General features: G+C 40.9%; 15 protein-coding genes. All 15 read left to right on the top strand.

What is annotated here, in order from left to right; genetic code table 11:
- The first annotated feature begins 2 nt into the window (after positions 1 to 2).
- The 15 genes from flgD to fliS all read left to right on the top strand — a co-directional run bounded on the left by flgD (position 3) and on the right by fliS (position 14,962).
- Complete coding sequence (gene flgD, locus ACRWQL_RS04290; protein ID WP_434953333.1) at positions 3 to 791, top strand: flagellar hook assembly protein FlgD; 789 nt, start codon at positions 3 to 5, stop codon at positions 789 to 791.
- A gap of 62 nt (positions 792 to 853) precedes the next feature.
- On the top strand, positions 854 to 2,218 hold the full coding sequence (gene flgE, locus ACRWQL_RS04285; protein WP_434940390.1) for a flagellar hook protein FlgE: 1,365 nt from the start codon (positions 854 to 856) through the stop codon (positions 2,216 to 2,218).
- A gap of 271 nt (positions 2,219 to 2,489) precedes the next feature.
- Positions 2,490 to 3,233, top strand: coding sequence for a flagellar basal-body rod protein FlgF (gene flgF, locus ACRWQL_RS04280; RefSeq protein WP_434928720.1), 744 nt, complete (start codon positions 2,490 to 2,492; stop codon positions 3,231 to 3,233).
- Between the two features lie 11 nt (positions 3,234 to 3,244).
- Positions 3,245 to 4,033, top strand: a complete 789-nt coding sequence (flgG, locus tag ACRWQL_RS04275) for a flagellar basal-body rod protein FlgG (protein WP_226410474.1) — start codon at positions 3,245 to 3,247, stop codon at positions 4,031 to 4,033.
- A gap of 9 nt (positions 4,034 to 4,042) precedes the next feature.
- Complete coding sequence (gene flgH / locus ACRWQL_RS04270; RefSeq protein WP_434952524.1) at positions 4,043 to 4,720, top strand: flagellar basal body L-ring protein FlgH; 678 nt, start codon at positions 4,043 to 4,045, stop codon at positions 4,718 to 4,720.
- Between the two features lie 52 nt (positions 4,721 to 4,772).
- Entirely contained in the window at positions 4,773 to 5,831 is a 1,059-nt protein-coding gene (locus ACRWQL_RS04265; protein WP_434953332.1) for a flagellar basal body P-ring protein FlgI, read from the top strand.
- Positions 5,832 to 5,891: 60 nt separating this feature from the next.
- Entirely contained in the window at positions 5,892 to 7,082 is a 1,191-nt protein-coding gene (flgJ, locus tag ACRWQL_RS04260; RefSeq protein WP_434952522.1) for a flagellar assembly peptidoglycan hydrolase FlgJ, read from the top strand.
- The gene (flgK, locus tag ACRWQL_RS04255) at positions 7,082 to 9,007 is read left to right on the top strand and encodes a flagellar hook-associated protein FlgK (protein WP_434952520.1); all 1,926 of its coding nucleotides are present in this window, start codon (positions 7,082 to 7,084) and stop codon (positions 9,005 to 9,007) included. Before flgJ ends, flgK begins: the two co-directional genes overlap by 1 nt.
- Before the next feature lie 10 nt (positions 9,008 to 9,017).
- Positions 9,018 to 10,220, top strand: a complete 1,203-nt coding sequence (flgL, locus tag ACRWQL_RS04250; RefSeq protein WP_434952518.1) for a flagellar hook-associated protein FlgL — start codon at positions 9,018 to 9,020, stop codon at positions 10,218 to 10,220.
- Between the two features lie 81 nt (positions 10,221 to 10,301).
- Positions 10,302 to 11,123: a flagellin gene (locus tag ACRWQL_RS04245; RefSeq protein ID WP_226410468.1), complete on the top strand. Its 822-nt coding sequence runs from the start codon at positions 10,302 to 10,304 to the stop codon at positions 11,121 to 11,123.
- Positions 11,124 to 11,413: 290 nt separating this feature from the next.
- Complete coding sequence (locus tag ACRWQL_RS04240) at positions 11,414 to 12,232, top strand: flagellin (protein WP_434952515.1); 819 nt, start codon at positions 11,414 to 11,416, stop codon at positions 12,230 to 12,232.
- Between the two features lie 121 nt (positions 12,233 to 12,353).
- On the top strand, positions 12,354 to 12,758 hold the full coding sequence (locus ACRWQL_RS04235) for a flagellar protein FlaG (RefSeq protein ID WP_226410466.1): 405 nt from the start codon (positions 12,354 to 12,356) through the stop codon (positions 12,756 to 12,758).
- Positions 12,759 to 12,846: 88 nt separating this feature from the next.
- Positions 12,847 to 14,211 carry a flagellar filament capping protein FliD gene (gene fliD / locus ACRWQL_RS04230; protein ID WP_434952513.1) on the top strand — a complete coding sequence of 455 codons (1,365 nt, stop codon included), beginning with the start codon at positions 12,847 to 12,849 and terminating at the stop codon, positions 14,209 to 14,211.
- A gap of 13 nt (positions 14,212 to 14,224) precedes the next feature.
- Positions 14,225 to 14,551: a flagella biosynthesis chaperone for FliD, FliT gene (locus ACRWQL_RS04225; RefSeq protein ID WP_434928730.1), complete on the top strand. Its 327-nt coding sequence runs from the start codon at positions 14,225 to 14,227 to the stop codon at positions 14,549 to 14,551.
- 6 nt (positions 14,552 to 14,557) lie between these two features.
- Positions 14,558 to 14,962 carry a flagellar export chaperone FliS gene (fliS, locus tag ACRWQL_RS04220; RefSeq protein ID WP_226410463.1) on the top strand — a complete coding sequence of 135 codons (405 nt, stop codon included), beginning with the start codon at positions 14,558 to 14,560 and terminating at the stop codon, positions 14,960 to 14,962.
- The last annotated feature ends 2 nt before the right edge of the window (positions 14,963 to 14,964 follow it).

Here is a 14,964-nt window from a genome sequence, read left to right as displayed (position 1 = left end):
TGATGAGCCTCGTTAATCCATATAGTAGCCAATCTTTGCCACAACAGGCATCAGCATTGTCTAATACCGGTACGGTCAGTAAAAATACCGTCCAATCGAACACGACGAGTACGACAACAGGTAACCCATTTTTAGATGGTATTCGTTTACCTGATGCGCCTGAAACACCTGCTGCGAAAGATCAAATGCTTAAGCAGGAAGATTTTTTTGCACTGCTTAGTCAGCAACTTTCAATGCAAGATCCGTTTAAGCCAGTTGATAATGATCAAATGATTGCTCAAATGGCTTCATTTTCAACAGTTGATGGTATTTCGAATTTAAATAAAGAAATTCTCAATTTGAATGGTGTTATGAGTTCAAGCCAGGCATTACAAGCTTCTAGTTTAGTTGGGCGCAAAGTGTTGATCCCATCAGACACTGGATCTATTTCGCCGGCAAGTCCTGAACTTAAAGGTGTGGTAAGCACGCCTGCTGCTATTGATAAAATAAGCATTCGTATTGAAGATGAGTCAGGTCAGTTAATTAAGACCTTTGATATTGATGGCAGTGCTGGCGGAAACGTCGACGTGACATGGGACGGTCTAGATAAAAATGGTAAACCTGTGGTTGAAGGTGCTTACGTCATCAAAGCTAGCGGTAAAGTCGATGGACAATCTCAAGATTTACCTGTTTCTACTTATGCACATGTGACGAGTGTTTCATTAGGTACAGCAGCAACTGGGGCGATTCTCAATCTTCGAGGTATTGGTGGCATTAAATTGACCGATGTACTTGCGGTGTCCGAATCATAAATTTAATAACGCTTGTGACAAGAAATTGTCATTAAAGAAAACCTGATTACTCGAGGTGAAATATGTCTTTTAACATCGCATTAAGTGGTATTGCAGCCGCTCAAAAAGATCTAAATACCACAGCCAATAACATTGCAAACGTAAATACTATAGGCTTTAAGGAGTCTCGTGCGGAGTTTGCCGATGTGTATGCTAACTCAATTTTTTCTAACAGCAAAACTGCAGTCGGTGGCGGTGTTGCTACAACTCAAGTAGCACAACAGTTTCACCAAGGTAGTTTACAACTTACCAGTAACTCTTTGGATATGGCGATAAGTGGTGGGGGTTTTTTTGTGACCTCATCAGGGATTGGCACACGTGACCAATCATTTACCCGAGCAGGCGCTTTTAAGGTTGATTCAAATAATTATATGGTTGACTCAGCGGGCAACTTCTTACAGGGCTTCCCTGTGGATAAGGACGGTAACTCGACTTCAGTGAGTTTAACCACTACACAGGCAATTAAAGTACCAGACACAGCAGGAAGTCCTATTATGTCTAGTAAAGTCGGCCTACAGATGAATCTAAATGTCGGTGAGTCACCTTTAGACCCTGCTGCATTTGATCCTGACAATGCAGATACATTTAATAATTCTACTTCAGTGACTATCTATGACTCTCTGGGTGAATCGCATATCATGACCAGCTACTTTATTAAGCCTGAAAACGGTTCCTACACAGGTGAAAGTAACTGGGTTGCATTTTATGCCATTGATGGTAAACCAGTAAGTTTAGACGGTGCAGCTGGCCAATATAGTGTTGATACTACGGGTGATGGTTTAGTTGATGGTGCACCTCGTGATGCACAAACTGCAGGTGGTTGGAGAGGATCTGTCATAAAGTTTAATGACTCTGGTACTTATACCGGTAGCAATCCTACAGTGCTAAAAACTCTGCCACTGGGTGTTACTGGTGCCAATGTATTAGGGCCTGGAGCTGATGGCTCACAGACTGTTACGATTGATTTTAATAATCCGACACAATATGCCTCACCATTTGAAGTCACTGAGTTAACTCAAGATGGTACAACAGTAGGTCGATTAACTAACGTAGGTATAGGTGCTGATGGTTTAGTCACAGCAAGCTATAGTAATGGTTCTACTGTGCCTTTATCGCGAGTCGCTTTAGTTCGCTTTGCAAATGAGCAAGGTTTAACTCAGGTAGGGAATACTGCCTGGAAGGCGAGTTTAGATTCTGGCCCTGCATTAGCGGGCGAAGCAAATAGCGGTACTTTCGGCAGTATTCGTTCTTCATCACTTGAACAATCGAATGTCGACTTAACTACAGAATTAGTTGATTTAATCTCTGCCCAACGTAACTTTCAAGCCAATTCCCGTACGCTTGAAGTTAACAATACCTTGAACCAAACGATATTGCAGATCAGATAATAAGCTTCCTGACAGCACTCGTTTCATTGGTTTTTATAATATTAGCTTTAATAAGGTGTTGCCCATAGCGGCAACACCTTGCCTTTTATTTTCATTATTTTTTTTCACTTTCTCTTATCGGTGTTTTTTTGACACTTCATTCACAATACTATGTTTTAAATCGTATCCCCACCTAATTAAATCAGTTACTTATATTGACCGTGATTGTTGGCATGCCCTTTGCTTTGTCTAGTTAGTATCTTTATTTAAAGCATTATTGACGGAGCGGCAAATGGACAAATTTTTGTATGTTGCAATGAGCGGTGCAAAGCAAGGCATGAATGCTCTTGCCGTTCGTGCGAACAACTTAGCCAATGCCAACACCGATGGCTTCAAATCGGATATGACCCAAGCAAGGTCAATGCAGGCGTTTGGCGAAGGTTTGCCTACGCGAGTATTTTCAATGATTGAAAGCCCTGGGTCTAATTTTTCTCCAGGTCCTATCAGAGAGACGGGTAATGACTTAGACATTGCCATTAAAGGTGATGGCTGGATTGCAGTGCAAGCGGCTGATGGGTCAGAAGCTTATACCCGTGCAGGACATTTGAAGTTCGATAGTACTGGACTGCTGGTTAATAGTCGTAATACGCCAATTATGGGCGATGCAGGCCCAATTGTTTTGCCACTGCCAATCGATAAAGTTCATATTTCACAAGATGGCATCATTTCAATTCGCCCTCAGGGAGCGACAGCTGAAGTGATTGAGGAAGTCGCCAGAATTAAATTTGTTAATCCGGGCAATGATCAAATGATGCGCGGTGAAGATGGCTTATTTCGCTTAATGTCTGGTTTGCCTGCACCCAAAGATCCCATGGTACAAGTTGAAAGTGGTGCTGTTGAAGGCAGTAATGTTAACCCTGTACATGAAATGGTGGCGATGATAGATATTCAGCGTCAGTACGAAATGCAAGTGAAGATGATGAAAAATGCAGAAGAAGCAGATCGCTCATCTTCATCGTTACTAAGAATTGGTTAGGAGTATTTATTATGCATCCAGCTCTGTGGATTAGTAAAACGGGTTTAGACGCCCAACAAACAGATATTGCGGTTATTTCAAATAATGTGGCGAATGCTAGCACCATAGGTTACAAAAAAGGCCGTGCGGTATTTGAAGATTTGCTCTATCAAACAATTAACCAAGCCGGTGGGATCAGTGCCGACAATACCAAGTTACCTAATGGTTTAAATTTAGGTGCGGGTACCAAAGTTGTTGCTACGCAAAAAGTGTTTACCCAGGGCAACATGCTCACAACCGACAATTCATTAGATTTAATGATTGAAGGTCCTGGTTTCTTTGAAGTCCAAATGCCTGATGGCACAGCAGCCTATACCCGTAATGGTCAATTTAGCTTAGATGATACCGGGCAAATTGTTACCCCTGGTTCAGGCTACGTATTGCAACCGCCAATTACTATTCCTGAAGATGCTATGAGTATTACTGTCTCTGCTGAGGGTGAAGTGTCAGTTAAATTGGCTGGTGCAACAGATAATCAGACAATCGGTCAGCTTACCATGACAGACTTTATCAACCCGTCTGGACTTGATCCACTGGGCCAGAATCTCTATACCGAAACCGGTGCCAGTGGCACGCCTATTCAAGGTACTGCTTCACAAAATGGTTTAGGGGCAATTCGTCAAGGCGCGTTAGAAACATCGAATGTTAATGTGACAGAAGAATTGGTTAATTTAATTCAAAGTCAGCGGATCTATGAAATGAACTCGAAGGTTATTTCAGCAGTAGATCAAATGCTGTCTTATGTTAATCAAAATCTTTAGGGGGCAGTGATGAGTAAACTTCTTGTTTTAGCTACAACAGCCATGCTGTTAGTCGGTTGCAGTTCTACTCAGAAAAAGCCGATCCCAGATGATCCTTTTTACGCGCCTGTTTATCCTGAAGAACCTTCGACTCAAGTGGTAGCCACGGGATCAATATTTTTAGATTCACAAGCTTCAAGTTTGTACTCGGATCTTCGTGCCCACAAAGTAGGTGACATCATCACCGTTGTATTGAAAGAGTCTACTCAGGCGACCAAAAGTGCCAACAATGAAATGAAAAAAAATACCGGATTAAGTGTCGATCCACTTTACGCTGGTGGCGGTAATATCTCTATTAAAGGGGTACCGTTAGATTTACGCTATTCAGACAGCATGAATACCAAACGTGAAGCTGATGCTGATCAATCGAACAGTTTAGATGGCAGTATTTCTGCCAATGTAATGCAAGTACTGAGTAACGGTAACCTGGTTATTCGAGGCGAGAAATGGATCTCCATCAATAATGGCGATGAATTTATTCGCGTGACGGGTATTGTGCGCAGCCAAGATATCACACCAGATAACACAGTCGAATCAACACGAGTAGCTAATGCTCGTATCCAATATAGCGGAACCGGCACCTTTGCCGACACCCAAAAAGTGGGCTGGTTAAGCTCGTTCTTTATGGGTGAGTGGTGGCCTTTTTAAGGGGTAGAACATGAATATTAAACCTATTTTAGTCTTGATTTTCACTGCATGTATGGTCATTACCACACCCACTGAAGCACAGCGTCTTAAAGATATTGCCAATGTGCAAGGTGTTCGTAGTAACCAACTTATTGGTTATGGACTTGTTGTTGGCTTGCCTGGTACTGGTGAGAAAACTCAGTACACCGAACAAACCTTTAAAACTATGTTAAAAAACTTCGGTATAAATTTACCCGATTCAGTTAGACCTAAAGTGAAAAACGTTGCAGTGGTTGCGGTTCACGCTGACATGCCAGCCTTCATTAAGCCCGGTCAAACAATAGATGTCACCGTATCAAGTATTGGTGAGGCTAAAAGTTTACGTGGCGGAACCTTGATTCAAACCTTTATGAAAGGGGTCGACGGTAATGTTTACGCCATTGCACAGGGCAGTTTAGTGGTAAGTGGCTTTAGCGCCGATGGCTTAGACGGTTCAAGCGTTATACAGAACACCCCAACAGTTGGACGTATTCCTAGTGGTGCAATTGTAGAACGCAGTGTGCTATCACCGTTTGCAAGTGGTGATCACCTAACCTTCAACCTACGCCGGGCTGATTTTTCTACCGCTAAGAGAACCGCAGATGCCATCAATGATTTGTTAGGACCAGGCATGGCGAGAGCTTTAGATGCCAGTTCAATTCAAGTTAGTGCGCCAAGAGATGCCTCACAACGGGTGTCATTTTTAGCGACCTTAGAAAATGTAGAGGTTGAACCAGCTGACGAGTCAGCCAAAGTGATAGTGAATTCTAGAACCGGCACCATAGTTGTGGGCCAAAATGTGCAATTACTACCCGCAGCGGTTACCCATGGAGGACTCACAGTCACTATAGCTGAAGCAACACAAGTGTCTCAACCTAATGCTTTGGCAGGGGGAGAAACCGTTGTTACCACCAACACGACTATTGACGTACAACAAGATGATAGACGTATGTTTATGTTTAACCCCGGAACCACCTTAGATGAATTAGTGCGGGCAGTGAATTTAGTCGGCGCAGCTCCTTCAGACGTTCTAGCTATTCTTGAAGCATTAAAGGTGGCAGGCGCTTTGCATGGTGAACTTATCATCATTTAAATATTGGCACTTTTTTAAAGTGATTATTTAAATAAGACCGACTTCTGTTACGGGACTACTATGGAAAAGCTGTCAAATTCTTCGCACTTTCTGGATCTAGGGGGACTGGATTCACTTCGTGCTCAAGCCCAGAAAGACGAGAAGGGCGCGCTTAAAGAAGTGGCTAAACAGTTCGAAGGTATTTTTATTCAAATGCTGATGAAAAGCATGCGAGATGCCAACGAAGCATTTAAGTCAGATAGCCCTTTTAATAGTGACGCCACAGCTTTTTATGAGCAAATGCGTGACCAACAAATGTCGATGGATTTATCAAACAAAGGCATGCTGGGCCTAGCAGAGCTAATGGTCCAGCAGCTTTCTCCTGAGGATAGCCCTATGACACCTGCATCAGTATTGCGTGGTAATATTGATGGGAATGTCATTCCAGCTATGGTTGTGAATGGCGCAAATGAGCTCAACACCTCTTCTTTTTCTCCGTCTTGGACTGCGAACAATAATCTAGGCAGTTCGCAGACTTTAGCAGGTAAAAGCGACATTTTAATGGCAACACCTGTGTCGTCAATTTCAGATAAACAAACCATGGATTCAATCTTAGCCGGCAAGGTATCGCCAAGTGGCACAGATCATCTTAATGGCAAAGTATTGCCTACAGCGGTCGCATCTACTGCGGAAGAAAAGTCTGTAGTAAGTTCAAAACGTATAAGTAAACCAATGCTTAACACAGCATCTACACCTTCAATAACTGAGGTAATCAATAAATTTAATGATCCACAACACTTCATATCTGTGTTGTATCCCCATGCCGAAAAAGCGGCTAAGCAGTTAGGCACAACACCAGAAGTGTTAATCGCTCAATCGGCACTTGAAACGGGTTGGGGTCAAAAAGTTATTCGTAAACAAGATGGCAGTATGAGCAACAACCTATTCAATATTAAAGCCGATAAACGTTGGCAAGGTGATAAAACCACAGTGAATACACTTGAATTTGAAAAAGGTATTCCTGTTCAACAACGTGCTGATTTTCGTATGTATGAAAGCTTAGAGCAAAGTTTTAATGACTTTGTGTCGTTTATTTCTCAAAACGATCGCTATCAAGATGCGCGCAAAGTGGCCAGTGAGCCGCGTCAATTTATTCATGCTTTGCAAAAGGCGGGTTATGCCACCGACCCACAATATGCCAAAAAAGTGATCAGCGTAATGCAGTCTGTAACTGAAGGACTTAAGTCCGTAATACCTGTGGAGACTAAATAATGGCTATCGATCTACTTAATATTGCTCGTACAGGTGTACAGGCATCGCAATCACAATTGGCGGTTACCAGTAATAATATTGCCAACGCTAATACACAAGGCTATCACCGTCAGGTGGCGAACCAAGCAAGTACCGAGTCTCAACGATTAGGCAATAGCTTTTATGGCACTGGCACTTATGTCACTGATGTTAAAAGAGTGTACAACGAATTCGCTGCCCGTGAGTTACGCATTGGTCAAACTAGCTTAAGTGGTGCTGAGGCGACTTATTCAAAGATGAGTGAATTGGATCAACTTTATTCACAAATCGGCAATATGGTACCTGCAGGACTCAATAATTTTTTTGGCAGTATCAATAGCGTAGCTGATTTACCTACAGACATAGGGATCCGCAGCAGTGCATTAAGTTCAGCTGAGCAATTGGCCAAAACGATGAATCAAATGCAATCGCATTTAGATAATCAAACTAAACAAACCAATAGCCAGATTGAGTCAATGACGGTGCGCATTAACGAAATTAGTAAAGAGTTGGGCAACCTCAACTTAGAACTAATGAAGTCTAGTGGTGATGACAGTCAATTGTTAGATAAACAAGATGCACTAATTCAAGAGCTTAGCCAGTATGCTCAGGTGAACGTCATTCCATTAGACACTGGTGCTAAGTCTATTATGTTAGGCGGATCTGTGATGTTGGTATCGGGCGAAGTGTCGATGTCAGTTGGCGTCACCACTGGCGACCCTTATCCAAATGAGCCTCGTATCACCGCAAGCACCGGCAATCAGTCACTGATTATTAATCCCTCTAAGTTAGGTGGACAGTTAGGTGCTTTATTTGATTTTCGTTCAGAAACCTTAGTGCCTGCCAGCCAAGAGCTAGGCCAGCTGGCTTTAGGTATTGCTGATGCATTTAATGAAATGCAGTCAAAAGGGTTCGACTTAAATGGCAATGTTGGCAAAAACCTATTTCGCGACATTAATGACCCATTAATGTCATCTGGAAGGGTTGGTGAGTTCTCTACTAATACAGGTAATGCAAAAATTAGCGTCAATGTTGATGATGTTGGCAAGTTAAGTGGTGGTGGCTATGAGTTATCTTTCACCGCCCCGGCGACTTATAAATTAACTGATACCCAAACAGGTAAAGTTAGCCCGTTGACATTAAATCCACCTGGAGAGTTAGTCGGTGGTGACGGCTTTACCATCAATATCAGCACTGGTGCAATGAATGATGGCGACAAGTTTGAAATCCGCCCAACCTCTGGTGCAGCTGCTGGGTTAACCATGATAATGACCGACCCTAAAGGTATTGCCGCCGCCGCACCTAAGATTACAGCTAGTACAACAAACTCAGGTGAAATGGAAGTGAAGGTTAGTGCTGTTAGCCGTACTACAGCTGGTTTTCCGCTTACTGGCAGTGAGCTCACTGTTCGCGTAGATAGTTCTGCCAATACCTTTGAAGTTTTTAATGCATCAGGCACTTCTTTAGCGGGGCCAAGCGCTTTTACGCCTCCTACAGTCAATACCGGTTATGGCTTCAGCATCGAAATTGATGACACATCTGCAGCAGGTGTCACTGACAGCTTTACTTTCGATCTATCGTTTGCAGAAGGTGATAACAGCAATGCAGTTGCAATAGCAGAAATGGCTGACGCCAAATTAATGAACGGTGGAACAACCACGCTCGTCGGTGTGTTTGAAAACACTAAATTAGATATTGGCAGTAAAACAAAAGCTGCTGAAGTGAGAGCGGGGTCAGCAGATGCTATTTTTCAGCAAGCTTATAACCGAGTCCAAAGTGAATCAGGTGTCAATCTTGATGAAGAAGCCGCTAATTTAATGCGTTTTCAACAAGCTTATCAAGCATCCGCCAGAATAATGACAACAGCACAAACCATTTTCGATACTTTATTAAGCTCGGTTCGTTAGGAGGTAAATCATGAGAATTTCTACCGGACAAATGTTTAATCAAAACACCAGCAGTATTTTGCAAAAGCAAACTGCAACAAACAAAATTATGGAACAACTTTCTAGCGGAAAAAAAGTGAATACCGCGGGAGAAGATCCTGTTGCAGCAATAGTGATTGATAACCTAAAGCAAAAAAATGCTTTAGTCGATCAATACGCTAAAAATATTGATTATGCGACAAATCACTTATCCATTAGCGAAAGCAAAATTGGCAGTGCAGAAACATTAATTTCATCTATGCGCGAACAAGTATTACGAGGCGCTAACGGCAGTCTTAGTTCAGTCGAGCGGCAAATGGTTGCCGATGAAATGAGATCAAGTTTAGATGAGTTACTTTCTATTGCTAATAGTAAGGATGAATCAGGTAATTACTTGTTTGCGGGCAATAAAACAAATTCTAAACCTTTTTCTTTTGACGCTAATGATGAAATTGTTTACAGCGGTGACTCTGGTGTCAGAAAAAGTGTGGTCGCATCTGGAATCGTTATGGCGACAAATATACCAGGAGATACGGCATTTATGAATGCTGTTAATCCACTTGGTGACTACGGCGCCAATTATTTGTCATCACAACAAGGTGACTTTACTGTTTCAAGTGCGAAAATAACCAATCAAGCATCTCATGTGGCTGATACTTATACTTTTAATTTTACACCGAATGGTTCCAATGTCGATCTTCAGGTATTAGATTCTGGCGGTGTAACCGTTGCAACTGTAACCAATTTCAATTCAACAACCCCAGTATCTTTCAATGGCATTGACGTTAAATTGGATGGATCGCCAGTAGCAGGGGACTCTTTTACCATTGAACCGGTAGAGACAGTAAGCGTATTTGATACATTTAATAAGGCTTTAGCGTTATTAGAAAGCCCAAATTCAACAAATAGCGCACAAGGGTTGTCACAGTTGGCACAACTATTGAATGGTATAGATAGTGGTCAAAATCAAGTCAGTACAGCACGAGGTATAGCGGGTAATAATTTGAAGGGTTTGGAGAGCATTTCAACAAATCATTCAGACGAGAAAATTATTAATAGTAGTGCGTTATCAATTCTGGAAGATTTAGATTATGCAGAAGCGATAACAGAGTTTGAAAAACAACAACTTGCACTTAATGCTGTATCGAGTGTGTTTAGTAAAGTGGGTTCGCTTTCATTGTTTGATTATATATAACAAAAAAGCAATCACGTTAAATTGTAAAATTTAGCCAAGCTCCACAGTCTTGGCAACAAAACTAGGAATGAGGAATTATTTATGGCTATTACAGTAAATACAAACGTAACTTCAATGAAGGCGCAAAAAAACCTAAACATCTCAACGGGTGCATTAAATACGTCAATGGAACGTCTTTCAAGTGGATTAAGAATTAACAGTGCTAAGGATGATGCTGCTGGTTTGGCTATTTCTAACCGCTTGAACTCGCAGGTTCGTGGGTTAGATGTTGGCATGCGTAATGCCAATGATGCGATTTCAATTGCTCAAATTGCCGAAGGCGCGATGCAAGAACAAACTAACATGCTGCAACGTATGCGTGACTTGGCCATCCAATCTGAAAACGGTGCAAACAGCACTGCTGATTTAACGGCATTAAAAGCAGAGATGGATCAACTTGCGACAGAAGTAACTGCTATTGGTAATAGTACTGCATTTGGTAATACTAAATTATTGACGGGTGGTTTCTCGGCGGGAAAAGTTTTCCAGGTAGGCCATCAAGAAGGCGAAGATGTTAAAGTTACTGTCAAGACTAATAATGCAGCGTCATTATCTGTTAATGCCATAACAGTATTAACTTCCGCAGGGCGTAACTCAGCATTAGGTAGAATTGATGCCGCGATTAACAAAATTGATACTCAACGTGCTGACTTAGGTGCTGTTCAAAACCGGTTGAGTCATAACATTGCTAACAGTGCTAACACTCAAGCTAACGTTGCAGATGCTAAGAGCCGCATCGTTGACGTCGATTTTGCTAAAGAGACATCCGTTATGACTAAAAACCAGGTGCTTCAACAAACAGGTTCTGCAATGCTTGCTCAAGCAAATCAGTTACCTCAAGTTGCATTATCTCTATTGGGATAATCTGAAGCGACTAATAAATCAGCCTCTATCAGCTTCTATATAGAGGCTGATTTTGTTTATAGGGTATCTATGACCCAATTGCTTTCTAATTTCTAGAACTTTATTTTTCTGTTAAATATTGTTTTTTTTGGAATTTATTTTTTAAACAGATTAAGAACAAAAATAAATCAAAAAAAATCTAAAGAAAAAAAGTAATTGCCGTTACATATATTGTAACGAGCAAGACCTGTCTGACTTGAGCTAAAGCAAACAGGCGTATCTCAAGTCAGAAATAATATGAGGAAGCAATCATGGCTATCACAGTAAACACTAATGTTACATCATTAAAAGCACAGAAAAATTTGAATTCATCTTCTAGTGGACTTGCGACTTCTATGGAACGTTTGTCTAGTGGTATGCGTATTAACAGCGCAAAAGATGATGCCGCAGGTCTAGCAATTTCGAACCGTCTAAATTCACAGGTTCGTGGTCTTGATGTTGGTATGCGTAATGCGAATGATGCAATTTCAATTGCACAAATCTCAGAAGGCGCCATGCAAGAACAGACTAACATGCTTCAACGTATGCGTGACTTAGCAATCCAATCTGAAAACGGTGCAAACAGTTCAGCGGATTTAACAGCATTGAAAGCAGAGATGGATCAACTTGCATTAGAAATTACTGCGATTGGTGATACTACCGCATTTGGTAATACAAAACTAATGGCAGGTGGTTTTTCTGGTGGTAAGACTTTCCAAGTTGGTCATCAAGAAGGGGAAGATGTTAAGATTACCGTTAAGACAACCAATGCCGGTTCTTTATCCGTTAACTCTTTAAATGTGACTACATCAGCTGGCCGTGCTTCAGTACTAACTAGGATTGATGCTGCAATTAAGAGTATTGACACCCAACGTGCTGATTTAGGTGCGATTCAGAACCGTCTAAGCCATAACATCAGTAACAGTGCTAACACTCAAGCAAACGTTGCAGATGCTAAGTCTCGTATTGTAGATGTAGATTTCGCCAAAGAAACATCAACGATGACTAAAAACCAAGTGCTTCAACAAACGGGTTCGGCAATGTTAGCTCAGGCTAACCAATTACCACAAATCGCATTATCTTTACTATAATGTAAGTTAGTTCTGTAAGCATTAATAGGGAGATTCGCTGGCGGATCTCCCTTTGTTGTTTCAAAGATATCTATTTAAAGCGATTAATTAACTGGTAAAAGAGTATTAGTTGAGGTGGAACATGGAAATTCAAACAAATAGCAGTGCGAGTTTTATTGCCAGGGCTGAGTCGACAAAATCTGATTTAAATAGTGTACCTTTGAGCGCTAAAAAAATTGATGTTAGCCAGGTAGAATTAAATCGAGAATCATCAATTCAAGCTGTAAAACAGCAAGAAGAAACATCAACGGATAGCAAAAAACCAAATGAGTCTCTAGAGGTTGTTGCAAAAGAATTGACTGATATGGTCGCAATGATGCAAAAAGGCTTAAAGTTTTCTGTTGATGTTGATTCAGGTAAGCAAGTTATTAAAGTACAAGATATTGAGTCTGGTGATATTATCAGACAGATCCCAAGTGAAGAAGCATTACAGTTAGCACAAAAACTCAGTGAGGTATCAGGGGTATTGATGCCAATTGAAGTTTAATTTTTTCCAAAAATTTGTATACTAAATTGTGTAGGTATTTTTTGGCAATAAGCATTTTAGGTAATTAATCGGCTCAACGGAGGCTGTTATGGCATTAACTGCGACGGGTATTGGTTCTGGGTTAGATATTTCAAATATTGTCAGCGTACTTGTAGGTGCTGAAAAAGGCCCTAAAGAAGCGCTCTTTACCCGACAAGAAACCCAAATTAATGCAAAAGTTTCTGCCATAGGAACGTTGAAAAGTGGCTTGTCAAACTTTCAAGATGCAGCCAAAAAACTACAAAGTGGTGCACTGTTAAATTTGCGTACAGTATCGACTGGAGACAGTGCATTTTTTACCGCCAAGGCTGATCAATTTGCTCAACCAGGTAAGTATTCTATTAAGGTTGAGCAGCTTGCGGCTTCCCACAAAGTTGCTGGTGCCAATATTGCCGATCCGAGTCAGGCCGTTGGTGAAGGTAGTTTAGCCCTATCTGTTAATGGTGCAAACTTCTCGGTTAGTGTCGATCCAGCTGATACGCTTTCCGCTATAGCATCAAAAATTAATAATGCTTCAGATAATGCAGGTATCACTGCGACCGTGGTTAAAAGTGATGCTGGTAGTCGCCTCGTTTTTACCGCCAATGACTCTGGGACCGATAATCAAATTACCATGTCTGCAACAGATACCAGTGGTACAGGGTTAAGCGATATGTTTAATGGCGCTAATCTTGAAGAACTTCAAACTGCAGCCAATTCTATTATTTACATCGACGGTCAAAAGTTAACCTCTCAAAGTAATACTGTTGATGATGCTATTACTGGTGTCACACTTGACCTAACTAAGGCAGACATAGCCTCCACCTCAACACTTTCGATTAAACAAGATACCGATTCAGTAAAAAAGAATATTGAAGAGTTTGTTAGTGCTTATAATACTCTTATATCATCTATTGATAAGTTGTCTTCATATAATGCTGAAACAAAGACTGCATCAGCTTTACAAGGTGATTCTATGATCCGTTCATTAGAGTCCCAACTTAGAAAGACGGTGAGTGAAAGAGTCAGTGTTGATGGTATAGAGTCAGCTTTATATGAGTTAGGAATATCGACAGATAATAAAGGTCAACTCAATATTGATAATACCCGTTTAACTGACGCTATTAATAATAACATGTCGTTAGTTGAGGGGGTTTTCTCTACTGAAAATACAGGTTTAGCACATAAATTTGATGATCTGGTTCAGACCTATACTAAAGCTGGTGGTGTGATTGATGGTCGAAAAAACTCCTATACAGAGCAATCAAGTCGGTTAACAGATCAAAGAGCTACGTTTAGCTTGAAAATGGAACAATTACAAGCTCGACTGCTTAAACAATTTAATGCCATGGATTTGATTGTTGCACAATTAAATCAACAAAGTTCTGGTTTGTCAGATAGGCTCAATTCGCTACCTGGCGTCATTCGAACATAAAAGGAATGATTGATTGCACTCTAAACTTAAACTGATTAACGACACTATTGAAGATACGTTAAATCAAATCGATAATATTCCTGCTGAAGATGAACAGTCTGATAAGTTGGTATCATTATTGCTTGAGTGTATAGGAGAGCGTCAATTATATATTGACTCAATGATTAATGATGCTGTCGATGACACATTTGCTGCTTATTTATCAGAACAGCTACTAGTCACTAATGACTTTGTGAACAGGGCTTCTAAAATAATGTCCCATCGACAAAACTTATTAAATTTAAAAAGCACTCATCAACGACAAATTAAAGTTTATCAAAACATTGATGCAAATAGGTAGGTTATTATGAGAAGTTCTTTACAGTCATACCGTAAGGTTTCGATTGACAGTGAAATATCAGTTGCTTCGCCACATCGTATTATTCAGATGATGTTCGCTGGTGGCTTGGAAAGACTTGCTCAAAGTCGCTATGCCATTGAAAATGGTGATATGGAAAATAAAGGTCTGTTTATCGGCAAAGCTATTGGTATCGTTAACGGTTTAAATAATAGTTTAAATATGGAAGCTGGTGGTGAAATTGCTGGCAATCTTAGTCAATTATATGACTTTATTTTAATAAAAGTCACCGAAGCGAATCTGAAAAACGATACTCAGTCTATCGACGATGCTGTCAGTGTTTTAAGGACACTGAAAGAAGGTTGGGATGCTATTCCACAAAGCGATCATCATCTAACTTCTGAAGCAAGCTAGTT

Source organism: Shewanella sp. HL-SH4 (assembly GCF_051164845.1).
Classification (GTDB): domain Bacteria; phylum Pseudomonadota; class Gammaproteobacteria; order Enterobacterales; family Shewanellaceae; genus Shewanella; species Shewanella glacialimarina.
Note: the sequence above shows the minus strand (reverse complement) of the source record. Positions and strands in the feature narration are given on the sequence as shown.